Consider the following 21963-nt stretch of genomic DNA (forward strand, 5'->3'; position numbering starts at 1 on the left):
CTGCGGCCACTGGGCGGCCCTCGACCGCGATTCCTCCAGTCACCAACCGGCTTAAGGCCCGCCCAGCACGAGATAGGAAACCGTCAGCATTCTTGCCCCCACAAGTCCAGACGTGCGGCGTCCTCGTTCGAATCTATCGCGCGACTCCGACGTTTCTGGGTCATGCCGACTTCGGATGCGACTCTGCCGCATCGATAGCGGCCACGCCTATGGCAGCGATGTGCGCGAGGCGTTGTTGCTGTTCTCCGATGCCGCGGCAACCCGCGAGTGGAGTGCGGGCGTGTGGGAAGACCGCGGTGACGATCCGGCTGTAGTCGCGACCGGAGGACGATCACGTCGTCGGTATCGAGCAAACCATGTGCAGCGGCCTGCTCGTGAACGGTGTCGGCGGTAATCGAGCCGAGCTCGCCCAGCCGCATCTCGTACGGGGCGGTCACGGTGTCGAGGTTGAGCAACCCGTGCAGCCCGGACAGGATGCGAATGTGCTTACGTGGGGTGAGCCGAACGGCCGCCTTCTGGCACAGCCGGTGGTAAGAGCCGAGGTAAAGGGCACCGGCCGGCATCGGTACAGCAGTCTTTCGTGCCCCACAAGGAATCACTACCAACGGGGGCCGGCTCACCCGCGGTGACAGGGACGACGCCGTGCGCCAGTCCTGTGGTGACATTCGTGTGGTGGTCGTGCATGACGTGGTCGGCGAGCGTCCAACCCAGCCATTCCCAACCCGGACGGTGCCGCAGGTCGAAGACGCCGTGTCGGTGACCGGCGATCAGAAACGGGGAATTCCAGAGCAGCAGATCGGTGTTCGGCAACCGCATCTCGATGCCGTCGTGCCGGCGCAACAGCGTGGTGGTCGGGCCGACGGAGAGCGGGACACCGCCGTGCTGGCCACCGCCCTTCGGGCCGATTCCGGGGCGGGAGAACACCAGGCCAACTTCCATGATCAGGGCTCCGCCCGGCGCGGGCGGAGTCAGAGTCGGGTCGGTGTAGCGGTAGGTCGGGCGAATCAGCGCAGGCATGGCGGGTCCTTGTCGGTGGCGGGAGGTGGGCGCGCGTCATCGGCGGCGTCGGGGTCATCTCGTCGAGGCCGGGCACGCGGTGTGGGGTTGGTGCCGTATGTCAGGCGGCGGGTTCGAGGGTGTCGAGCTTGGCGCGGGTGACGACGGTCTGGTCCTGGTCGCGGAACGTCTCGTGGTCTTTGACGGTGGCGCGCAGGATCCGCACCCGCTGGCCGGGCTCGTAGTCTCGCGCACCGGAGGCGAACCACTTGATCAGCTGGTTGCCGTCGGTGCGGAGAACGAGCAGGGTCTTGGATCCGTAATGGCCGTCGATGATGCGGGAGACGGTCACGGTGGCGTCGAGGTCGGCGACCTTGGCACCCTTCGGCGCGACGAAACCGGGGACGATGGTGGCGCGTTCAGCGGCGTACTGCTGCTGCCGGGCGTAGACCGCGACCAGCGATGCGGCGATACCCACTGACTTCGCCGAGACGTATTCTCCGGCGAGCAGGGTGCGCAGGTTCATCCCGTAATCGGTGGTCGGGTCGACGGTCTCGGCGGAGGCGAGGACGGCGTCGATCAGCTCGGGCTGCTCAGCCTTGATTCGGTGGGCCTTCGCTACGCCGTCTTCGAGTTCACGGCGCACTGCCTGGTTGCGGATGGACGCCAGTCCCCACACGGCGGTCGCGATGGTGTCGGCGGTTGCGGGAATCTCGCGGTCACGGGCTCTGGCACGGGAGATGTAGCCGCGCCCGCCTTCGGAGAAGGCCAGTGCCAGGGCGATGGTGTCGAGCTTGTGCAGCGACCGGTCCCCACCGGCTGCCGGTTCACCCCACTCCTGCCCGCCCAGGGCGGGCAGGTGCTCATCCAGGTCGTATTCGAGGGTCCACAGTCCGGCGACCTTCACCCCGAGGAACAACGTGATGCAGCTGGCGCCGACCTGCTTGATCTCACCGGTTTCGGTGTGGCGCAGCACGTACAACTTGGCGCGGCGGCGGGACTTGTCGCAGTAGTCGCAGTGCGGGGTCTCCGGGCGGCTCCATCCGTCCAGGTTCTGGCCGGGAGCGCAGAAGGTGACGTAACCCGCCTCCTCCTCGACCAGGCGGGCAATGAACACCCAGCCGCCGAACCCGATTCGCGGCGCGGACAAGGTCAGGCGCACCCGCTCCTGTGCGATCGTGATGCCGAGGGCGTTGGTCTCCTCGTGGGTGTAGGGGTCGAGGGCGTAGGTGAACCGTTCGGCGATGTTGTTGCGCGCCAGACGGGCGTTGGCCTTGTCGATCTGCTCTAGTGCCGCCGTCAGATTGGCCATCGGCAAGTCGTACATCACGTATCCCCCTCAGTAAGAACCCTTCGGCAGAACTTTACAATGCCACATTGTTATGTGCAATCCCGGCGCCATGCCGGGGGACCCGGAGTCATGGTGAGCCTCCACATCGGACATGGCATACGAGCCACTTCCCAACACAAGGGGTGAGCTCCTGCACACGCGTGCCATCGGCGGGCCCTCACGGACAGGGGTCACCGATCGCCCATCATGCTGATTTAGCTCCGCGAGCAGTATCGATATGGAACTACGCCGCCCCTGCCGACCCCGTGTGCTGCACGTACGCTTACCGGTATGTCCGCTGACCTCGGCAGAATCCACGCTGACTCTCACGAGTCGCTGCCGGACCTAGTAGCTGAGGACGGCGCGGCGAATCCACACAGTGTCACGGCGAGGGCTCGGACCGGAACGAATGTCGAGTTGCGCATTCACACGTCTACCGCACCGTTCGATGTCGCGGCCGAGGCGTGGGTTCCGGCGTCGGCCGGGACCGTGGTCACAGTCGTCGTACGTACCGTTGATGCGTCGACGGGACAACCGCGGCATCTGCCGCCGGCGGAGCCCAATGAGTGGGCTCGGGCAATCTTCTCGACCGTCGACTCCACGAGTGGTTACTTTCTCGGCGCTGTCGACCCGGATACCGGAACCCACCGGAGCGGACAGTTCGCGTATCGCCTTTACCTCGACACCGCCCGGCGTGCCATCCCGGTGCCCAGTCAGGTGGTCACCTGTCCGCACTATCCTCTGTCTTCCGTCGACGGCCAGCCCGAAACCACTGTCCCAATGGTCGACTGACCGAATCGTTGCGCGGGTATGTTCCGGATCCGGCGCTGCCTGCCTCGTCGACCAACGCAACAGCTGTGCCCATATGGGTACTTATCCGCTCTATGGGGGCTAGCGGCGCCTGCGGCGACTCAGGAACGTGTCGTATCCCCTGGTCAAGACCGCTTACCCTGTTCGGCCCAGGGTCTGTGGTCACCGGGTGTTCGGTGTTCCCGGAGGCCGGATCGCCGCGGCGGCGAGTTCGGCGGAGTAGCGGGGCTCGAAGAGCGGGTTCATGCCGGCGCTGTTCCAGTAGTCCTCGGCGGTATGGGCTGCGCCGATAAGCCCGCCGGCGATGCACGCGATGGAGTCGGAGTCGCCGTTGCTGGTCGATGCCCAGGCGAGGGCCTCGGGTCCCGTGAGGGCGGCCTCATCCTCTGCGGTTCCCAGGTCCGCGACCAGCAGGGCGAGAGCGACGGCGCTGGCCGACTCCCAGCCTTGACCGATTCCCGCACATGGGTCGCCGAAGTCGGCCGGCGGAAGGGTGCGTAGTTGTTCGAGGCGTTCCGCTGCGTGGGTGAGGATCTCGCAGGTGCCGTCATTCAGACCGTCTACCAGGTAAGACGACACGTCCCCGGTGATCGGGGCGAGGACATCGCGCAGGTAGGAGTCCTCGGTCCAGGTGCTGGTGCCGTTGTAGATCTGTGTGGCCGCAGTCAGGGCGTGTTCGAGGAACCGGCCGCGGCGTTCGGGGGCGTGGCGGGTTGCGTCGGCGAGGAGCAGCGCCGGGACGACAGCGCGCGGGTGCTTGTGTGTGATCACGGCCTGCAGAGCGGTCAGCCCCAGCCAGTAGGGCTCGGGGGCGAATGCGACTGGGACCAAACGCATCACTGCCCCGCAGCCGGCGGATTCGACGGCCCCGTCCGTGTCGTACCAGCGAGCGCCGGCGCGCAGGTTCCTCAACGAGGTCATGCAGGTGCGGCCGGGGGCGCGGGTGTTGTCGGGGTCGACCTGCCAGAGGAGGAAGTGCCGGGTGATCGCGTCGGTGACCGCGTCGATGTCGCCGAAGTCGGTGACCTCGACCAGCGCGTGGTGCACGGCGAGGGTCATCTGCGTGTCATCGGAGAGCACCCACTGCCCGGATGGCGGGGCGACCGGGTAGGCCGGCATCTGTGCGTAGCTGGTGAATTCGACCTGATACCCCCACGCGTCGCCGGCGGCGAGGCCGGTCAGTGCATTGGCGTACCGGATGGCACTGTCCTCGGTTGGTGCCGCGTCGGGGTTGATCGAGGGTGTCACTGTCACGGGGTCTCCCCCCGCGAGAGGGCAACCGCCGCTGACCGGATGGTGACGATGTCCATGAGGTCGAGGTCGGCGACGCGGCCGAGGTAGTCGGCGATCGCGTCGGGGGTCATGCCTTCATCGAGGTGCCGACGGATCTCGTCGAGCTGCTCGTCGTTCAGTGCGGCCATCGTGGGGTCCTTCCGTCTCGCCCCTCCGGGGAGGGGACGTGTCATTTTTGCTGGTACACGGCAGTTTATGCAGCCTTGGTGGCGGAACCGTCACCGTCTTCGGCCTCGGCGACTAAGTCCTCGGCGACCATATAGACCGTTGGCCGGCCGCTGATCCCGTGATGGTCGACCTTCACGCACCGCAGGTGGGTCCCCATCGGCAGGACGACCTCATCCTCGGACGAAAAGTTCGAGATGGACTTGACGGGCAGGCCGTCGCGGGTGCGGACGACCATCATGTACGGCGGGTGGCCGGCGAAGTTGTGGGCGGTGCTGTGGTTGGTGCTGAAACTGGTGACCTTGCCGATCTCCATCCGCGACCCGACGGTGAAGGCCGAGTCGATGTACTCCTCGGTGGTGCCTTTCCACCCGCTGGGAACTTGGGTGCCGCGGACCAGAGTCATCGGCGTCTTGTTCGGGTTGTGCGCACGGAACTTGTCGAACGCCGAGTCCAACTGGGACACCACGGTCTTCACGTGCCCGGAGGGGTTGGCATCGCGGCCGGTGATGGCCGCGTTGATCGAGCGGTAGCTGCCGCCGGTGTAGGTCGTCAGGGCACTGCGTTCCTTGTAGCTCAATACCTTCTGCACGAACGCCGTGTTGGAGGTGGTCAGCGCCCCGATGTTCGACGTTTGCACCTGGCCACCCGGCCCGACCTGGAAGCCCCACGACTTCAAGTCGCCGGCCCGTTGAGAGATCACGGCGTAGTCGTCGGCAGTCTCCCTGCCATAGGCGCGGATTCCGCTGCGCCAGAGGCTGGCGTGCTTGTCCGCGCCGAGACTCTGCGGTGGGATGTCGTGCTCGAAGTGCGGAATCGTGCCGCCACCGATTGTCGGTGTACCCAGAGCCCGCCGGTGGGCCTTGGCGTAGGCGGCGTCGGCCTCCGCCTTGTTGGCGCCATCGGCGAGGGCCTTCGCGCGTGCCTGCTCGCCCGCCTGCACTGCAGACTGTTGCCGTAGCGTCCGCCGATGCCGTTTGATGCCGTCGTGGATGTCCGCGCGGACCGGGCCGCCCCCGGCGGAGTCGGTCAACTTGTCCTTCGCCTCGGCCATCTCCTCGTCGATGACGGCCTGCTGCGCGGCCGGAGTCGACGCATATCCGTCAACGGCCTTGCGGGCGACTTCGAGCCCCACGTCGCCCTTCATCGCGTGCGCCTGTTTCTGCAGCTCGGTGGCGTTCGCGGGCAGCGGATCAGGATCGGTCAGTTTCGGGATGCGATTGGCCTTCGCGAGCGCATCGTTCTTACCGGTGGCCTGGCCCACCGGATGGTAGGCGTCGCCCTTGCGCTGCAGGATCAAGAAATCCGAGGAGCCGCGCCGGTAGATCGCGGTGCCGCCGTCGAGGATGCGGCCCTCGACCTCGGTGACGCCGGACCCGGTTTCCATCGCGATGGTGCCGGCGGTGTAGACACTGGTGTCCCGCGGTGTCGATGCCAGGGTCGGCTGTCCACCTTCGGTGAGCGCCTTCGCCGCTTCTGGTGCGGCGCGGCGGTTCACCGATCGGGCGATCGCGTCGATCTCGTCGTCGGACAGGGATGCGTAGTATGCGTCGCGCTCGGCGCCGGTGGCCATGTCCTCGCGCAGACCGAACTTCGCGGCCGCTAGGTCTTCTCGAACCTCGACCTGCCGGCGCTTCGCGTCCAGGTAAGCCTGTTTCGCGTCGTCGAGATCCTTCTGCTTCGCTGCGATGTCGTCTGATGAACCGGTACCGTCTTCGGCGGCCTTCTTTGCCTTCCGGAGCCGGGCTCGAATTCGGTTGACTGCCTTGCGCGCTTCCTCGGCCTCGGCATCGACGTCGAGGACGCGTTGCTCTGCTTCGTCGAGGGCGGCCTGCGCTGAGGTCATCTGCGGGCCCTTTAGCTTCGCGCGTTCGGCTTCGGCATGGGCGATCAGGAGTTTCGCCGACGGCGGGTTGGCGTGGGTACTCGGCATCGGGATGTCACCGAGGACAGATTTGTCGATTCCCAAGGCGGCCATCAGTTCCGGCAGGATGCTCGGCGGTGCCGACTGTACTGCGGCCGCTGTTTCCGTCAGGCCTTGCTCTTTGAGGTGGTCGACGACTTTCTTTCGGGCGTTGCGGCCGTGTCGACGGTTTGCGTTCGCTTTCGCTGCGGCGCCGTAGCTACCGCATCCTGGGCACCGCCGGGCTCCATGTGATTTCGACCGACACATGAGGGCAGAGTACTGGGGAGATGACATGTCCCCTCCTTTGCGGTCTATGTATCAGGTCATTTTTGTTGCCAAGCGAAGATGGGGAGCAGTGGCCGTATTCGTACCGGCGGCTCTGCGTTGCTATTCCGTAAGTGGTGTGCCCGGTTTCGTGGGATCGAATTTCAAGTCGATTCGTCCGTCCGGGTACACAGTCAGGTCTATTCGTCCAACGCCCCTGAGCACCGTCGGGGCATTCGTGTCGAAGTTCGCTTCGGTGTTGGTGGTCTTGTCGAACCACTCGAGGAAGTTGGCGATTGAACCGATTTTGGCGATTCTCTGATGTAGCGCAGCTTGGTCGTGACCAGGAACGAAGAGGGCTCCATGGATTTCTGTGCCGCATCCGCACAGGCATGGGCGCCCGAAGCCTGGAGTGTTGTCGTCGATGTAGGTGATCGGATTGCGCGCGCTGAGCGACTTTTCGGGTGCACGGTGACCGACGTAGGTGTCGTGAACGGGGTGACCTTCCGCGAGGAGGTCACCTTCAATGATTCGCCGGTTCGGTTTCCCTTCCGCGTCGACAATGGTTCTGATCTTCGCAGCCATGACGACTTCGCCGGTTTCGTTGTAAGACAACAGGACGTAATCCTGGAGGTCGGCGCGCGCCCCGAGTGCCCAGTACCCACGGTTGGCGTCCCAGTTCTCCTGAAGAGTTCTGCGCTCATCCCATCCATAGAACTCCCGAGGCAAAGGGTCAGTCGGATCAGTGGCTTTCACAGCCCTGGTCAACTTGATATGCAGCATTTCTATACCCCTAGGGCTTGGAGGCTCGGTTATGCACCATTCCTGCTAGTTGGCTAGTTTGCCACTGTTGGCGCATAACTACAAACCCAGGGATGAAAGGTCTATCAAGTATCTATGGGGAGTGCTCAGATCACACGGTTGTCTCACCGTGGCGAGTTGGTGTCCCGCCGAGGAGGCCTCACAGGAGCGATACTTGCCCACGCGACGTCGAGCGCTAACGCATCACCCAGCCCACAACAAGTGACCTGACCTGTAAAGACACATGTCCCCGATGGGAATATCACTGTTGCCATAGCCGTTGAAGGGGTGGACGGTGTCGCGCATACCCCGGGTACCACATCAGAATCGTCGCCGCGAGCGACCACATGCCGAGAGGCGATATGGCGGCACCGTCATCCTGACCGGTCAGACCTTCATTGCGAAGCGTGCCGGGAAGGAACGAAGCCGCTGACTCCATCTGGAGCCAGCGGCTTCCTTGTCCAGTTCATCCCTGACGCCGATCAACTCCACCGAGTCTCTTTTCCGTACACATCCCAGCGGTCGTTCATTTGTTGGCCGAGGTCGGAACGTTGGTGGTCATGAGCGATTTCGTAATCGAACCGATCCGGCTCGGCCATCGCTTTCATGTTCATCCAGTCGCGGGCCCGCTGGAACAACTCGCGCACACGGCGTTTCCTGCGTCTGCGTATATCTTGCGCGGTATCTCCGGGTTCACCTGGAATAGTTAGGTAGATCCTGATCTCGCGTTTCGCCATGATTCGAGCCTGCCCGCTCACGGCCTCTGATGATGTCGCTTCAAAGCAATAGATGCCACTGAACATCATGGTGCGAGACGTCGGCCCTGATCCCTTTGAATGACGGGTGCCTGAGGCCTGCTCCGGTGAATTCTCGATACTCTACGTCGACCACCAGGCGCGATTCCGTCCAGTGCACACCCTTCGAGTACTGGTCAAAGCCACGGAATGGACTCGTCGGACGTTCCCACTCGACGAGCCGGTCCCGAAGCTGCCGCCGCATGGAGTTCGTAAATCCAGTTCCCACATGGCCGACATAAACGAGATCGCCGGAAAGATCATAGGCGCCGAGCAGCAACGATCCCACCACGTTTCGCTGCATACCTGACCCAGCGCTCCACCCACCAACCAACAGGGAGGCCCTTCGCCGGATGACGGACTTCACCCACGATCTCGACCGGGCGCCGGGCAGGTAGATCGAGGTGACCTTCTTGAACACACACCCTTCGAGCGCGTGCTGACGTGCCACTTCGAGCATGGTCCGGCTGTCCACATCCACCCAGTGCGGCGGCACCTGCAGCCGTGGGCCGGGAAGGTTTAGGGCGGCAAGCGCGGCACGGCGGTCGAGGTACGACTCACGGGTCAGATCCACCCCGTCGGCCGACAGAAGGTCGAAGGCGTAAAAGGTGACCGCGAAGCGCCGGCACAGCGACGCGGTCGGCCGCGTCACGTTCATTCGATGTTGCAGTCGTCCGAAAGACGGCCGGCCGTGGTCGAGAGCAACGAGCTCGCCATCGAGGACAACCTTCCGCTCCCCCACTGCAGCCGCTAACGCTGCCACAACCTCGGGGTAGGACTGTTCGACGCTGTTCCCGCTTCTGGACCACAAAACCGGAGAATCACCGCAGGTCGTGACAATACTTCGGCACCCATCCCATTTGAACTCAGTGGCCCAGCCCTCACTCTCCGGCGGGAGCCCGAGAGTTGCCAACATCGGAGCGATCGGCTGCCTCCCAACTTCGCTCATTTGCCGATTGTGCTCCGCGGGCAGCCGCCGGGCGAGGGTTTCAATGCTTTGAACTGGCGTTATGCCGCTCGTCCGACCCCGTGAGGGCGGATGCGCCGAAGACATACGTTCGAACGTATGTGCGATAATGGAGGGGTGATGGCCGTGGAACCCTCCCCTGACCTATGCCCAAACGGGCATCGCCTAGTTGGCGGGACCTGCCTTGTCGGCTGGGAGGTCTGTGGATGCGAGGACGCGGCGAACGGTGGTCACCGAACGTTCTTCTGCCGAGGTTGTCTCGCAACGATACGAATACCGCCATGTTCAGGACCTCAACCTCAGGCCGACCGGTGGTTTACGCCCGATAAGCCGGGGCTCTGAGCGGAACAAAAGTTCCACCACAGTGCGTGCGTGACGTCCTTTCTGTTCAATGCTGGCTCCTCGGCGGAAAGCGGTCATGGCGTGTTGCCTTCGACGTCTGCTTGCCTGAGCGGTCCACCAGCCGCCCGCGCTCTCGACTGCATTCCGGACTCCCGGTATTGGGGACGCGCCCCAGCCGATCTACAGCTGGGGCGCGTCCGGCGCGCTCACCGGGGGGAGGCAGAGCGCCCTGAGCGGACTCGGGGAAAGCCCGCAACGCCCACCAGACCACGAAACAAGCGGCGATTCAACACAAGTTCCAAGTTCGCCGAGAGTTCGGGCGGTTGGTTCACCGGTCGGCGTTCAATGCCAACACCCGTGACCGCGCTTCCATGTAACGGGCCAGCAGGGTAAGCATTTCGACATCGGGGTGGGTTAGCTCAGGCAAGTTCTTCGCCTTGATGATCTGACGATCTAGAACCGCTATCTGGCGGCGGCATTCTTCGATTGCGTCCGGTGTAATCGGGTCGGCGTCGAGCCGGTCGGTGAGGTATCCGATAGCTCCGCTCAGGCTGCGGCCGGGGTTCTGTGTGTTGTTGCCGTTGCGACGGGCGGCGACCATCTGCCACCACTCGTCGAGTTCCACCAGGAGCGCTGGATTGTCGGCGGCGACCCGTAAGGCGCGGTCGACTGCTTGCGCGTCGGTGATATCGCCACTCCAACACTCTGTCTGAGACAAGATGTGTCCGAGCTGATAGTTCGCGAGGTCATCGCCACGGCTCCACCAGTACGACACCATGACGAACACGTGGGCCCGCTGGTTCGACTCCCCCACCGCCTATCCCCTTTCGCTGACAATTGGTTCCTCATGACAACACTGCACATGCCCGGTCGGCTGGGTTCCGCTGTCTATGGACGCTGCTCGGGTGGCTGCGCACATCGGGCAGCGCGTGAGTTCGTCGATGATCCACCCATGTGTTCGCGCGAATGCGACAGCGTCGTATTGATCGGCCACCGCGGCAGCGAAACGGTGCTCGCATAGGCCACAGTGGATCGTCCAACCGCGTCGTCCAGTGGCACGCAGCAAAGTGTTCAACAGTCATGTCCCCCCACACGTTTTCACGAACTGCAGGGATCAGCATCGCACACATCTATGCCGCAGGGGGAAGTGAGAAATCGAGCTGACTCAAACACAACACGGCCCCGGGCGGGTGGTAGAAGCTAGTCGCCCGGGGCAGTGACGTGTGGGGTCTAGCCGAAGAGACCGGTGCCGGGGACTCCGCCGATTCCGAGCAAGTAGAAGATCCACATGAAGAGCGGCATGGTGGGTGTTCCTTTCACGAACAGCGTTAACACCAGCCTGTGTGACCGGTGAGCGTCGTTGTGTTCGTGCCGGTTCTCCGATCGCATCTCGTTCGAGTAGTCCAGGCGGCTTCGGGGGAATATCAGGTGGACGCCGGGTTTGCCGCCAGATGGAATTCCATGGGTCGCGAGGGGTCCCATCCCGAACCGGACCTTGCCTCCCGCGGGGCGGGCGTAGCCGGCGCCGCGGTGGTGCACCTCGGAGTCACCATGCGCCACCAGGCGCGAGGCTCTGTTGAAGCGCAGTTCGCTGGCTTTTGACCAGCGTACGGCGATCGATCGTGCCTTCACTCAGTGCGGCCGGACGGTGTCCAACGTGGTAGAGCCCGGCCGTGTGAGGGCAGGGGAACACTGCGAGCGACTTCTGGGTCTGGTGGCGCTTGCGAACCTTTTTCGCGTCAGCGCGCGCGAGGTAGCCGCGGTGCTCACAGTGCGCGCACCAGGTCCAGCGTGCCGCGGGGTTGTGTGATCGGGGGATAGCCATGACGATCGCCTCTCGCTTGCAGGTTTGATCTCGGAGGCGATTACGCTGCCCGGCCGATTTGAAGGTTGAGCCAGTCCGAGAGCCACTGGATGGCGTTTCGCCCGGCGTTGTCGACGACCAGGTTGTTGTAGTCGGTGTGGGCACCAGAGGTGAAGAAGGATGCGGCATTGAGGCCTTCCCCGACGAGGGCTGCTAGGTCGTCGGCGCCCTGGGAGCTGGCCATCGTCGTCAGCGATCCGGTCAGCCCTTTGAGGTCAAGGTTCTGTGCCTGGCTGGTGATCGCGTTGGATGCGGTGTGTGATTGCTTTCCCAGCAGTGCAGGGTCGGTCTTGGTGGCCTTACCGGAGAGCATGTTCACCGCCACTGAGGCGAGGTCGAGGCCGACCGGCAGTAGCCCCGCCATCGCTGCGCCTGCGCCGAGGGGGTCGGGTGCCTGTCCCGGCGGTGGCAGCAGCCTCTCGACGGCTGTCCAGGCGATCTCTTGGATCTGGCCAACGATGTTTGCGAGCCGAATGATGTCGACATTTCCGAGAATGGACGTGACGAGCGCGGCGATCTGGGTGTAGCCGGTCGGATCGGGAATGACGGAGAGCACCTGGGAGACCCACTGCAGGTCGACTCCAGCAGCCATTTTCACCAGCGGCGAGAACTGATTGTTCAACTCTCCCGCAATGTGATGTGCCCCGCGCGCGTCTAGAGCTGCGACTTTTTGTGGAAGCACGGCGAGATTGTTGAGGATGGCGGGCAGGTCGAGTGCGGTCACGTTGGTCACCACGTTGAGCGCTTGACCCACCACGACACTGGGTTTGAGCACCGACAGCACGCTCGACGCCGACGCGAGCGCATCTGCAGGTGTTGCAGCAAGTGGCGCGACCTGTGTGCTCAGAGTCCCGGCCGCCGACGACAGCGCGACCGCGTCTGGGGATGAGGCCGACAGCGTGGTGGTGCCCGTTTGAGTCAACGACGATGCCGTGTCGGCGAGTTTCGCTGCGGTGGTCAACGCACTCGATAGATCGGCTTGGGTTGCAGTGTTGAGGACCTGGCCGGCGGCATGCTCTGCCGTTCCCGGCGCGGCGGTGGTCAGGTTGGCCGTTGCTGCAGAGTTCGCGGCCCCGGTGGCGAGTAGATCTGCCACCGGGGTGAGTGTGTTCATCACTGACGTTGCAGACCTCGCCAACTGCGCGACATCGATCGTCTCTGCGGTGGCCTGTTGCGCGAGAGTCTCGGTGTTCGAGCCCAGTCCTGGCAGATCAGCTTTGGAGAAATCTGAGGTCAACGCGGTGGCAACCGTTGAACTCCCTCCAGCGGCGGAACCTTCGCTCTCAGCGCTGGGCGCCTTACTCAGGATCGATCCCAGCGACCCCAGCAGTGGGCTCGAGCCCTTCTGGATTGAGCAGTACAGGTCTTTTCCGGAATAGCAGATTGAGGCGACACGGCCGGAGAGCTTGCCCATCCCCTGTGGGCGAGGGTCGGCGATCCCGGTTCCGGTCGCGCGGGGCCCGACGACGGCTTCGCCCTTGGTACCGGCGCCGGGGTCAGCGAGCAGTCCAACCGCAAGCACCCGCTCGGGTGGAATCGGGCCGTTGTCGTTTCCGATGTCGGAGGCGAGATCGCCTGCAGCGTCGGCGCCCTGCGAGTATCCGGTGATCGTGTATTTGGTGCTTTTGCATTTGGCCGCAGTGTCGGTCAGCACCTTGCTGGCTTTGGCATGCGCATCGGACTTGCTGTCGGCGTAGGTCTTTCCGTTGTCGAATGCACGGGCCATGTACGGCAAGGTGTACACCTCGGCGCGGTTTCCCTGTTTGGTTTTGATGGCGTCGGCGATGGGCTTGAGCATGCCAACCGGAACTGATGGGTCGGCTGTCTCGTTGGTTTCCCAGGTTCCGGGGATCATCAGGTTGAACACGGCCGCGCAGCTACCTGGATCGGCGCTTGCCACCGAGGGAACCGTCAGGGCTGCTGTTCCGGACGCGAGTGTCGCGGCCACGGCGGCGGTGAGCATGCGGCGAGCGTTCGGACGTGTGGCAGGCAATCGGCACCTCATCTACCGGCGGACAGTGAATCGCCTGTTGGTGGGAACAACTGCTGTGACTGCCAGTCATGCCACCGCGAGGCGAGCGCCCACAGTGTCTGATTTGGTGCCTGAATCTCAACGTGATCTGTGGATAACTTCGGTTCGCCCGTCTAAGTAAGAGCGCCGAGGTTGGCTAAGTCCAGTCGATGTGCACAGATTCGATGGAGTCGAAATGGAAGCCGAATTCGTCGCTGTACTTGTCGAATCCCTTGTTTTCGGGGTAGTCGAGGGTGGCGTGGCGTTCCAGGAGTGCGACGACCCGGGCGTGATCGTCGTTAGCCAGCGCTGCGGCGAGCTCGCGAGATTCTTCGGTGCTGAACGGGGTATCGGAGTTCGCGAAATTCAAGGTGCGGACTCGATAGTCGTATCCCTCGTCGGATCCGTTGCGCACCATCACTCCGCCTTTGACGCGAATGGTTGCTTTCTTAGGTGTCCCGTCGGGGCGCAGGACTCCGGCCCGTTTCATCGTGTCCTCGGCCTTGACCTTCTTCAGTTTCTTACTGGCGTCGGCACGCAGCTCGTTCGTTTCACCGGATCGGTATCGGGATACAGCGGAGCGGGAACGCCCGATTGCGGCGGCCACCGCGTCGATGCCACCGAGCCGTTCGATTGCCGCGCGGCGTTGCGCGCGCTCGGCAACGTCGGGGTGCGGGATGTTGCCTTTCTGCGCCCAGCGGCGCAACGTCCGGTCGGACGGTGGTTTGCGGCCGGCGTCGATTGCGGCCTGTCGAAGACCCTCATTGCCGATCTCTTTGCGAACCTGTTGAACCGTGACTTTGCTGGTCAGCCCGGCTAGTCCCCCGCTCTTGACCTGCTTGGACTTTTCGATCCCGCTGGTAGCCGCATTGGCGACGGACACCTTCAGACCGTCGAGGCCGACCGCCTGTTGCGCCGGTTTCTTGCTACGCGGCTTCGGGAGGTGCAGTGCCATCAGTCATCCCCCTCCTCGTCCTCGAATGCCGCCTTGATCGCGAGATTCACATCGTGCACATCCTGGGCGTTCGCGAACGCAGAGAGGAGGGTATCGGTGAGGTCCGACTCCTTCTCGATGACCATCTTCCCGAGCGCGGCACTGTCATCCGCGATGTCCTCGTCAGCGAGGAGGTACACCCAAGAGTCGGTCACGGTGCGCACCGGCCAGCGCCCCGTCTCGCGTGCGATGCGCATGGCCACGCGACGACCGCGCCACCGGCAGTGCGCGATGATCGCCGCCCGCCACAGAGGCTGATGGTGGTGCACCATGCGGTTGGACGTCCACATGTCCGGGTTGACCATCCGGCCGATATAGCCCTTGTAGCAGGCCCCGAGGAACCGCTTCATCGCGGCGTCTTCGGTATCGCCCGCAGTCCGTCGCGCCTCTCGCAGGATCTTCGCCCACTTGTCCAGCACCCGGCCCTGTTCGGGGTACACCCAGGCCTCGGCAATCTCGAGGTCGTCAAGATCGGCGCCGATGCCACCATCGGCGATCGGATCTCTGAGGGCATCAAGGGTGACAGTGGTGACCCAGGTCTGCACCGGCTGGTCGTCGAGCATGTATGGGTGCGGCAAGGGCAATTTCTCAGGTAGTGCCAGCGTCTGTGCGGCGGGCAAGGTGATGCGCCACAGCCCGAACGGGGTCCCCTTCTCTCCCACTGCTGCTGTGGCCGCCGCATCACCGGTCAGGTGCTTCGGCTTCCCATAGCCGAATTCGAGCATCCCGGCTGAGGCCAGGTAGGCGGCGCGCTGGTCGATCGAGACCACGCGGTGGGCGCCGGCGAGGTCGGCAGCCTCCGGGACGCGGGTCCAGCCCACAGCCGGCTCGAGGTCTCCCCGGGGTGCGCCGTCGAGGGGTGGAACAGGCCCAGCGGTCGTGACAACGATGCCTTTCCCGCTACGGGTGCGCTCTCGTTTGATCTTGTCGATGACAGCGGCCCCGGTGCGCGCCGGGGTCGGACCGGGGAGCACCCCGAGATGTTTCGCGCACCACGCCAGTCGACGGCCCAGCTCGCGCGCTGCAGGCAGATCATCGTCGGGAAGGTAGGTGCCGGCGGTGGGTGAGCCGAGGACACCCATGTCACCGACCCGGTTTCCCCATCCGAAGTCCTTGTTCCAGTAGGTCCACACGTACGGCTCGATGACTACATCGACCATCGACGTGAACTTGCCGATGGCACGCGAGAGGTGGATCACGTGGCCCGGGTCGCCGCGAAGCTCCCATCCCGTGCTCAGGAGCGGGGTGAGCGTGGCGTGGAGGATGTCGGTCAGCTCGGCGGCGGCGCGGGTGCGGAGTGCTTCCATGTCGTCGACGTCGTCTTCGCTGCCGGGGTCGATGACCCACCCGAGGAGTTCGCAGGCGTCGATTCCGACGACCCAGATTTGGGCGGGAGTGCCCAGAGGGGTGAGCGATGCCCATCGGATCAATTTGTCGAGTTTCTCGATCGAGTTGACCGGGCCGGCCAGCTTTTGTCCGGACGGGGTGTAGGTCCCGGTGGCGGTGACGATCAGGGCGTGCCCGTCTGCGTCCTCCCCCACGGGCAACGACTCCCACACCGGTGTGGGTGTTGCGGCCGGCTCGGTCGTATCGTCCGCAACGCTGGTGTCCGTTGCGGTCTCGTCCGACGTTGCTTGATCGTCGACTGCCTGGGGTGCAACGTCGCCTCCTGTTGCGTCCGCAACGGGTGCGTGTTGCAGCGCAACGTCCGATTCGGTGGTCGGTGTTGGTGTACCGGGGTCCGTCGCCAACTCCCTTTTGATGTCCTCACCGGCCGTCAGGTCAAAGAGCGCGAACTGATCGTCCCCGCTCTTGCCCGGGCGGGACATCAGCGTGCCCCCACCAATGTGTACTGCTGGTCGGGCGTTGCCGCATTGCGGCTATCAGTTGCGTCGTCGACCTCGGGCAGCGGCGGGGTCCGGAATCCGGCCTCCACCGCGCGTTGCTCTACCTTGACGAAGCGGCGCATTGCGGTGGATGCCGCCTTGGCCCGCGTAATCGTCGCGATTTCCGCGTAGCTGAGGTTCTCGGTAATCCGCAGACGCGCTGTCTCCTTGACGACGGGCTCGAAGTCATCGCAGGAATCAATAAAGTTGAGGAGATTCTCGATGGTCTGCTCCTCATCGGGCAGCACGTAGATCTCCTGGGAGTCCTCGCCCGGCGCATTGCGTGCAACCTCCCACTCCCCTGCCTCCGCAACGTCGGCAACGTTGTGGGTGGCCGCAACGACCGATTCGGAGACCGGCGCAACGTACTGCGCAGCGGGCGCAATGGTGTCCGAGTCCAACACCTCGGCAGAAGCCGAGGTCACTCGCGGCGCCAGGTCGGCAGCCCCAGTAATCGGCGAGTACGCAACGTTCGATGCCGGCGCAACATCGTGGGCCACATCGGACCCCGCCCCGTAGCGTGTCGAAGCGGAATAATGGACCATCTCGTTGAGCTCAGGGGCGCTCTTGTCGATTGCGGGCCCCAACCGGGCGGCGTCGACGACCTCTGAGTACTCGCTGTGGGCGGTACCGATGGCCTTGATGAGGATGCCCACACCGTGGGTGAAGGCAAGAACCAACAGGGGCGGGATGACCGCAATGAGAGCGGCCCCCTCAGGGGCCAGCGGTATGTAGCCCAGGTCGAGGCCGGCCGCAACGTTGCGTGCGGAGATCTCCGCCGCCTTGTATGCGTGTACGGCATTGCCGACCACACTGATCAGTACGACTGCGATGGCAAGTCCCAGAAAGAACCTTTTGCCGGCCGAGCTGCCGCTGATCTTACTGAGTGCAACGACGGCAATCGTTGCGCCGAAGATTGCGCCGTCGACGATCGCGGGGAAGATCCAGGTGAGCCAATACGGCATGGTGGCCTGCAACGCGAGGTCGCGAAGCACCGCAAAGGACAGTACGAAGGCACCTGCCGTGATGCCCACCGCAATAAGGATCGCAACGACCAAGGCAGCGATCAGGGCGCCGAGCTGGATTCGTGCGGCCTTGAGATTAAGGTCATTCATAGATCGGGGTTTCCTTCCACGGGGTCCCGGTCGATGAGGCCCCGCCGGCTAGGCCCCGGCGGGGTCTCTCTCGTTGCGGCCGTTGCGGCCGTTGCTACGCAATGCTGTTTGTGCTGGCAGAACCCATATCCGTTGCGGCGCAACGTTGCGCCATATCGCCCATATGGAACATCCCTGCCCATAGTGGTTATATGGCGATCTCGTCAGCGGGCGCGGGGAACGGCTCGCCGTTGTTGTACTGCGTTTCGAGCTTGGTGCACAGCTGGTCGATGGCGGTGCGGATGAACTGCTGCTGGCTTTTGATTCCGGTGCGTGGGCGGGTGTGGTCGAGTGCGGCGACCATGCGGTCCTTGAGCTCTTCTTCCAGCGACAGCAGGATGTCGGTGGTTTGAGCCTTGCGCTTCTTCTCTGTTGCCTGTTTCGCCGGCGTCGATGCGGTCTTGCGTTGCCGCGGCGTTGCAGACGATGTTGCGGAAGGAGCCGCTGTGGCGGGCGTGTCAGGCAACGTTGCGGTCGGCTCCGATGCAACAGGCTGCGCCGTTGCGGTCGTTGCCGCGGCCTGAGCGAACGTGTTGCGCGCGCTGCGAGGGGCGGGTCGGGCAGGTTGGGGAATCTTGCTCATCAGAGGGCCACCTTCTCCAGGATCGAGATGAAGTTGTTGTGGAGGTTGCGGGACCAGACCGGGTTAGCGGGGTGCTCATCGAAACCCATGCCGACGTTGGTCAGCTTCGAGATATCCGCCTTCTGAATGATCGGGTCGCCGAGCAGGGCGATACCGTCCGCCGACGCGTACTCCTTGAGGTAGGCGATGACCTCCGCGTGGTCGTTGCGACGGCCGTCGAGCTTGTTGATGACAATCCCTGCGATCGGCAGGACCTTGTCCATGTACTCGGCCAGGTCTTCGAGAGCTGTCTGGATCGAGTTGAGGCCGTCGACTGCATCCGGTTCCGGGTTAACCACGATCAGAAGGTTGTCGGCGGCGTAGAGGGCGCTCCGGGAAACGAGGTCGATTGCAGGACGGCAGTCGATCAAGATGTGCTCGTAATCGCTGGACACCGGCTTGAGAGCGCGTGCGAAGCTCATCTCTCCCCTGGCTTGGTGCCGAGCTGATCTGAGACAGCTTGGAGTTCAGCGAAGCCCGAAGGTACAACGTGAATCTCTTCCCGTCGCGCGGCGACGATCGCCTCGCGAATCGGTAGATCCGTCTGGCGGTCGAGAACATCTGCGAGCGAATGCGGCGGCGGCTCAGCTGTCGTATAGCCGGTCAGATGCTTCGTGGAGTTGCCCTGCATGTCCGCGTCTACCAGCAGGATCGTCCGCCCGATTGCGGCCGCGGCATGCGAGAGCCCGTTGGCGACCACCGTCTTCCCCACGCCGCCCTTGAGGTTTGCGATCGCAGTGATCGTCATGCCCCTCCCCTCTCTTCCCATATGGGAGCTTATAAATGCTTATATTAGCTTATATCAGCTAGCGGTACATGTCGTTCTCTTGCCTTACCTAGGGTGATCCTAGATTTCCTAAGAGGAGATAATCTGGAGTGACATGCTGTTATATACAGTTATTTCAGAAGATCTCTGCTAGCAAAATGTCCCGTAGCCATAGCTGCTCTGAGGTGAACTCTGCTCATCAGAGATCCAATGGGGAGATATAGCGCCAGCTGAGATAACGCCGCAGAAGCCCTCCAGAGGGGGCGTTCCCCCGCCGCACCCCATCCGACACCAGCTAGGCCCCGGCGGGGTCTCTTCGTTGCGACCGTTGCGGGCCGTGCCTACGCAATGCTGTTTGTGCTGGCAGGACCCATATCCGTTGCGGCGCAACGTTGCACCATATAACCCATATGGCGCATTCCTGCCCATAGGGGATATAGGACCAACCCCCACGCTCGACTTCTCGAACGCTTGGTTTCAAGGTGGGGATGTCGATCTCCGTAATGCGCGAGTCGAGTTTGGTGCGGTAATCAGATTCCGTAGCCCGCGCAAGTGGGAGAACCCGCCCAAGGGGGGACTGGGTCAACGAACCGTCACCCGAGTATCTGGATCCGCCGACCTGGCCACCTCCTTTGTTTTCGTCGGGGGACGACGAACCTGATCTCGAGAGCGGTGTTGGTCCTCAATAACGCAAACTACCAGCGCAAACGACATGTCCCTCCGCCCCTCACTGCTCCGCGCGGCGACGATTGTCGCGCAATACCTGCCGAACAGCGGCGAGCGCTGCAGCTCGATGCTCAGCGGATGCAGCCTGCACGTCGCGATGTTCACGCTCGGCCGCACGGGCGGCCTGCTCCCGCCGACGCTCGGCGTCTACGAGAGCGCGGAGTTCGCTGGGGGAGGCCTTTTTCCAGTCCATGCGAGCGAGCCGCCAGCGAAGAAACGCAGCCGGGGAATCGACACTGTTCGGCCAGATCCAGCCACGTGCAGCGGTATCTCGACCGAGTTCTCGCGCGATGTCTCGGCCTGTCCAACGTGTGATGTCGATTCCTGACGCCACCAGTGCGTCACAGATAGCCCCGATATGACCCCGCGGGTTCAGAGCAGGAGCATTGGCCACAAGGCTGGCCGCGGCCTTCTGAAGCTCGATAGAGCGCTGGTGCTCTTGGTGTGCTGGGTTGGATGAATCTTCGCCCGCGCGTGCGCGTTGGTGAGTACTACGTAACAAGAGATCTTCTGAAGAAAAGTAAGAACTTAGGGATAGGGTGTCACGGCCTCTGATCTGGGGATTCTCGGATCCGGCTTTGGCTGTCTTCGTTGCGTGGCGAGCGAGGCGTGCACGGTAGTTCGTGAGGCGTTCGGCCGCGCGGGTGCGCTTCTTGCGCTTTGACTGCGGGGCTGGGGGAGTGGCCGCTACGACCTCTCTCGGCGAGCTGAGTGCCCACACTGAAGCCGCCCGGTGTTGGCGGCCGCCGTGGTGCAGCTCGGCGGCCATGAACTCGCGGCCGTTCAGGTTGCGGCCACGCGCCAGCTCGACGCCCATGCCTAGGTCTCGCAGGACGCGACGGCCACGGTTGACCGTCGTTTCGGAGACTCCCGCGTACTTTGCGATCAACTCGCGTGATGCGGTGATGCCTCGGCCGGTTTTTGATTCGGCGAAGTGAGCGTGTGCGGTAGCGACGGCCATCATGCGTTCCACACCGACTTTGTGTTTCGACACGGATGTCCGGCCCGTGTCGCTGTGGGTGATCTGGTGGCGGAGTTGGCGCAACCATTCGGTGCGTCCAGACCACACCGGAACGCAGGCCTCTCGGCCCGGTTCGACGGGTAGCGCGAAGGAGCGGCCGCGCTGTCCGGTTTCCCGATTGAACTCGTGCAGCTCGTCGACAGCCCGGGCTGCGGCCTCGACGGAGGCTGCCCAGGCGTCGACCTCGGGGGACTGAGGAACATTCGCGTCACCGCTGTCGGGCGACACGAAATCAATGGGCGAAATAGAATGTGTTGAAGCTGGCCCAGGACGTGAGCTAGCCTGAGACGAACCGGTCACGGTGTCCCTTCGGGGAATGCAGTACGAGCCAGGAAGCGCCAACTTCCGAAGCTCACCTCTCGAAAGTTTGAGAAGACGGAGAACCTGCCACGTTCTCCCTCTGAAGGACCTGCCAGTCCTTGTGTCACCGCAATGCGGAACCTGATCCCAAACCACCCCCACCAGGGGGCTTTGTTTTTTCGAGGGTCTGCGCTGTTTAGTTAGCCATCGAGGTACTCACGATGTGACTAATCAAAAGGCCGACCTCCTCTCCATGCGCTCCGGAGAGATCGGACAGGGTTTCGAGGCGGAAGACCTGGGGCCTCGAAAACTTGTGGCGTCGCGACGGCCCGCTGGGATTCTGCAAGTGCGGTTCCGCCGATCCGTGCGATGGACCGCGCTGACATGGGAATGTGGCCATGCTGTGCCAACAGTGATATGCGAAACGTCTTCGCAGGCAGTCCGGTATTGCGGCTCTGCGTTATCATCGAGAAAGCACCGACTCTTCCTTTCGAGGTAGGGGAGGTCACCGCCTCTTCCTTCTGAGGGTTAGTGGTGGTCAGGGAGCTGGGAAGCTCCCAAAATTGCATAAACGGACAACCCCCGACGCCGCCAAGCCCTGGGGGTTGTTCGCTGTTCAGGGCACGGTCACGCGCCCATCGCGAGCTGCTCAACGCGCCGTAACGACCCCGCTGCCTCGATCTCGAGGAGTCGAAGCTGCTCGGGGCGAAGTTTCGCGCTGATGTAGTCCGGGATGTCCAATCCGTGCGTGATCGCGAGAATGAGCACGGAGTAGTCCCCAGTGTCGAGGCCGAGCTCGGCTGCCCGAGCCTCGTAAAACCTGTGGTGTCTGAGGGGTGCACGCGTGGCGATCTGACCGCGGGGTCCCTTGTTGCGCTGTGCCATGTGGAAACCCTAGATCGAATCCGTAACCGATACGGGTAACCAAGAGCGTCCGGTGTGTCGGCTGTG

At 63.5% G+C, this 21963-nt stretch carries 20 protein-coding genes; 1 reads left to right on the forward strand and 19 read right to left on the reverse strand.

Annotation, left to right across the window (positions count from 1 at the left end; all coding sequences use genetic code 11):
- Positions 1-83 precede the first annotated feature (83 nt).
- The 3 genes from JQT59_RS38120 to JQT59_RS36360 form a co-directional block, all read right to left on the reverse strand.
- The gene (locus tag JQT59_RS38120) at positions 84-563 is read right to left on the reverse strand and encodes a DUF6884 domain-containing protein (RefSeq protein WP_349307044.1); all 480 of its coding nucleotides are present in this window, start codon (positions 561-563) and stop codon (positions 84-86) included.
- Positions 487-1017, reverse strand: coding sequence for a hypothetical protein (locus tag JQT59_RS37545; protein WP_249354710.1), 531 nt, complete (start codon positions 1015-1017; stop codon positions 487-489). The genes JQT59_RS38120 and JQT59_RS37545 overlap by 77 nt, the downstream gene beginning before the upstream one ends.
- Positions 1018-1117: 100 nt before the next feature.
- The gene (locus JQT59_RS36360; RefSeq protein WP_249354709.1) at positions 1118-2308 is read right to left on the reverse strand and encodes a hypothetical protein; all 1191 of its coding nucleotides are present in this window, start codon (positions 2306-2308) and stop codon (positions 1118-1120) included.
- Positions 2309-2617: 309 nt separating this feature from the next.
- On the opposite strand from JQT59_RS36360, the gene JQT59_RS36365 reads away from it, so the two are divergent.
- Positions 2618-3118 carry an N-formylglutamate amidohydrolase gene (locus JQT59_RS36365; protein WP_213578500.1) on the forward strand — a complete coding sequence of 167 codons (501 nt, stop codon included), beginning with the start codon at positions 2618-2620 and terminating at the stop codon, positions 3116-3118.
- Positions 3119-3298: 180 nt separating this feature from the next.
- On the opposite strand, the gene JQT59_RS36370 is transcribed toward JQT59_RS36365, so the two are convergent.
- The 16 genes from JQT59_RS36370 to JQT59_RS36445 all read right to left on the reverse strand — a co-directional run bounded on the left by JQT59_RS36370 (position 3299) and on the right by JQT59_RS36445 (position 21897).
- A complete protein-coding gene (locus JQT59_RS36370) occupies positions 3299-4390 on the reverse strand; it encodes an ADP-ribosylglycohydrolase family protein (RefSeq protein WP_249354708.1) in 1092 nt (363 codons plus the stop codon).
- Complete coding sequence (locus tag JQT59_RS36375) at positions 4387-4557, reverse strand: helix-turn-helix domain-containing protein (RefSeq protein ID WP_005574598.1); 171 nt, start codon at positions 4555-4557, stop codon at positions 4387-4389. The genes JQT59_RS36370 and JQT59_RS36375 overlap by 4 nt, the downstream gene beginning before the upstream one ends.
- A 65-nt stretch (positions 4558-4622) precedes the next feature.
- A complete protein-coding gene (locus tag JQT59_RS36380) occupies positions 4623-6572 on the reverse strand; it encodes an ADP-ribosyltransferase (protein WP_249354707.1) in 1950 nt (649 codons plus the stop codon).
- A gap of 315 nt (positions 6573-6887) precedes the next feature.
- Positions 6888-7547, reverse strand: a complete 660-nt coding sequence (locus JQT59_RS36385) for a hypothetical protein (protein ID WP_213578499.1) — start codon at positions 7545-7547, stop codon at positions 6888-6890.
- A 500-nt stretch (positions 7548-8047) separates the two neighbouring features.
- Positions 8048-8302: a hypothetical protein gene (locus JQT59_RS36390; RefSeq protein ID WP_213578498.1), complete on the reverse strand. Its 255-nt coding sequence runs from the start codon at positions 8300-8302 to the stop codon at positions 8048-8050.
- Between the two features lie 40 nt (positions 8303-8342).
- Positions 8343-9413 (reverse strand): ATP-dependent DNA ligase, encoded by a 1071-nt coding sequence (locus tag JQT59_RS36395; protein WP_349307045.1) that lies wholly within the window; start codon positions 9411-9413, stop codon positions 8343-8345.
- Between the two features lie 583 nt (positions 9414-9996).
- Entirely contained in the window at positions 9997-10446 is a 450-nt protein-coding gene (locus JQT59_RS36400) for a hypothetical protein (RefSeq protein WP_213578603.1), read from the reverse strand.
- Positions 10447-11533: 1087 nt separating this feature from the next.
- Entirely contained in the window at positions 11534-13495 is a 1962-nt protein-coding gene (locus JQT59_RS36405) for a cutinase family protein (protein WP_213578497.1), read from the reverse strand.
- A 205-nt stretch (positions 13496-13700) separates the two neighbouring features.
- Positions 13701-14498: a hypothetical protein gene (locus tag JQT59_RS36410; protein WP_213578496.1), complete on the reverse strand. Its 798-nt coding sequence runs from the start codon at positions 14496-14498 to the stop codon at positions 13701-13703.
- Complete coding sequence (locus JQT59_RS36415) at positions 14498-16366, reverse strand: hypothetical protein (protein ID WP_213578495.1); 1869 nt, start codon at positions 16364-16366, stop codon at positions 14498-14500. Before JQT59_RS36415 ends, JQT59_RS36410 begins: the two co-directional genes overlap by 1 nt.
- Complete coding sequence (locus tag JQT59_RS36420; protein ID WP_213578494.1) at positions 16366-17538, reverse strand: DUF2637 domain-containing protein; 1173 nt, start codon at positions 17536-17538, stop codon at positions 16366-16368. The genes JQT59_RS36415 and JQT59_RS36420 overlap by 1 nt, the downstream gene beginning before the upstream one ends.
- 187 nt (positions 17539-17725) lie before the next feature.
- Positions 17726-18160: a ParB family protein gene (locus JQT59_RS37550; protein ID WP_249354706.1), complete on the reverse strand. Its 435-nt coding sequence runs from the start codon at positions 18158-18160 to the stop codon at positions 17726-17728.
- Positions 18160-18621, reverse strand: a complete 462-nt coding sequence (locus tag JQT59_RS37885) for a ParA family protein (protein WP_213578588.1) — start codon at positions 18619-18621, stop codon at positions 18160-18162. The genes JQT59_RS37550 and JQT59_RS37885 overlap by 1 nt, the downstream gene beginning before the upstream one ends.
- On the reverse strand, positions 18618-18947 hold the full coding sequence (locus tag JQT59_RS37890) for a ParA family protein (protein WP_213578590.1): 330 nt from the start codon (positions 18945-18947) through the stop codon (positions 18618-18620). The genes JQT59_RS37885 and JQT59_RS37890 overlap by 4 nt, the downstream gene beginning before the upstream one ends.
- 745 nt (positions 18948-19692) lie before the next feature.
- The gene (locus tag JQT59_RS36440; protein WP_249354705.1) at positions 19693-20940 is read right to left on the reverse strand and encodes a Rep protein; all 1248 of its coding nucleotides are present in this window, start codon (positions 20938-20940) and stop codon (positions 19693-19695) included.
- Between the two features lie 699 nt (positions 20941-21639).
- Positions 21640-21897 carry a hypothetical protein gene (locus tag JQT59_RS36445; RefSeq protein ID WP_213578483.1) on the reverse strand — a complete coding sequence of 86 codons (258 nt, stop codon included), beginning with the start codon at positions 21895-21897 and terminating at the stop codon, positions 21640-21642.
- Positions 21898-21963 lie beyond the last annotated feature (66 nt).

The sequence above is a fragment of the Rhodococcus sp. USK13 genome (assembly GCF_018343855.1).
GTDB classification, from domain to species: Bacteria; Actinomycetota; Actinomycetes; order Mycobacteriales; family Mycobacteriaceae; genus Rhodococcus_F; species Rhodococcus_F oxybenzonivorans.

Excerpts from the sequence above, each read along its gene's own strand:
- JQT59_RS38120 (WP_349307044.1), bottom strand. The coding sequence starts at position 563 with ATGCCGGCCGGTGCCCTTTACCTCGGCTCTTACCACCGGCTGTGCCAG.
- JQT59_RS37545 (WP_249354710.1), bottom strand. The coding sequence starts at position 1,017 with ATGCCTGCGCTGATTCGCCCGACCTACCGCTACACCGACCCGACTCTG.
- JQT59_RS36360 (WP_249354709.1), bottom strand. The coding sequence starts at position 2,308 with ATGGCCAATCTGACGGCGGCACTAGAGCAGATCGACAAGGCCAACGCC.
- JQT59_RS36365 (WP_213578500.1), top strand. The coding sequence starts at position 2,618 with ATGTCCGCTGACCTCGGCAGAATCCACGCTGACTCTCACGAGTCGCTG.
- JQT59_RS36375 (WP_005574598.1), bottom strand. The coding sequence starts at position 4,557 with ATGGCCGCACTGAACGACGAGCAGCTCGACGAGATCCGTCGGCACCTC.
- JQT59_RS36380 (WP_249354707.1), bottom strand. The coding sequence starts at position 6,572 with ATGGCCGCCTTGGGAATCGACAAATCTGTCCTCGGTGACATCCCGATG.
- JQT59_RS36385 (WP_213578499.1), bottom strand. The coding sequence starts at position 7,547 with ATGCTGCATATCAAGTTGACCAGGGCTGTGAAAGCCACTGATCCGACT.
- JQT59_RS36390 (WP_213578498.1), bottom strand. The coding sequence starts at position 8,302 with ATGGCGAAACGCGAGATCAGGATCTACCTAACTATTCCAGGTGAACCC.
- JQT59_RS36395 (WP_349307045.1), bottom strand. The coding sequence starts at position 9,413 with ATGTCTTCGGCGCATCCGCCCTCACGGGGTCGGACGAGCGGCATAACG.
- JQT59_RS36400 (WP_213578603.1), bottom strand. The coding sequence starts at position 10,446 with ATGGTGTCGTACTGGTGGAGCCGTGGCGATGACCTCGCGAACTATCAG.
- JQT59_RS36405 (WP_213578497.1), bottom strand. The coding sequence starts at position 13,495 with ATGCTCACCGCCGCCGTGGCCGCGACACTCGCGTCCGGAACAGCAGCC.
- JQT59_RS36410 (WP_213578496.1), bottom strand. The coding sequence starts at position 14,498 with ATGGCACTGCACCTCCCGAAGCCGCGTAGCAAGAAACCGGCGCAACAG.
- JQT59_RS36415 (WP_213578495.1), bottom strand. The coding sequence starts at position 16,366 with ATGTCCCGCCCGGGCAAGAGCGGGGACGATCAGTTCGCGCTCTTTGAC.
- JQT59_RS36420 (WP_213578494.1), bottom strand. The coding sequence starts at position 17,538 with ATGAATGACCTTAATCTCAAGGCCGCACGAATCCAGCTCGGCGCCCTG.
- JQT59_RS37550 (WP_249354706.1), bottom strand. The coding sequence starts at position 18,160 with ATGAGCAAGATTCCCCAACCTGCCCGACCCGCCCCTCGCAGCGCGCGC.
- JQT59_RS37885 (WP_213578588.1), bottom strand. The coding sequence starts at position 18,621 with ATGAGCTTCGCACGCGCTCTCAAGCCGGTGTCCAGCGATTACGAGCAC.
- JQT59_RS37890 (WP_213578590.1), bottom strand. The coding sequence starts at position 18,947 with ATGACGATCACTGCGATCGCAAACCTCAAGGGCGGCGTGGGGAAGACG.
- JQT59_RS36445 (WP_213578483.1), bottom strand. The coding sequence starts at position 21,897 with ATGGCACAGCGCAACAAGGGACCCCGCGGTCAGATCGCCACGCGTGCA.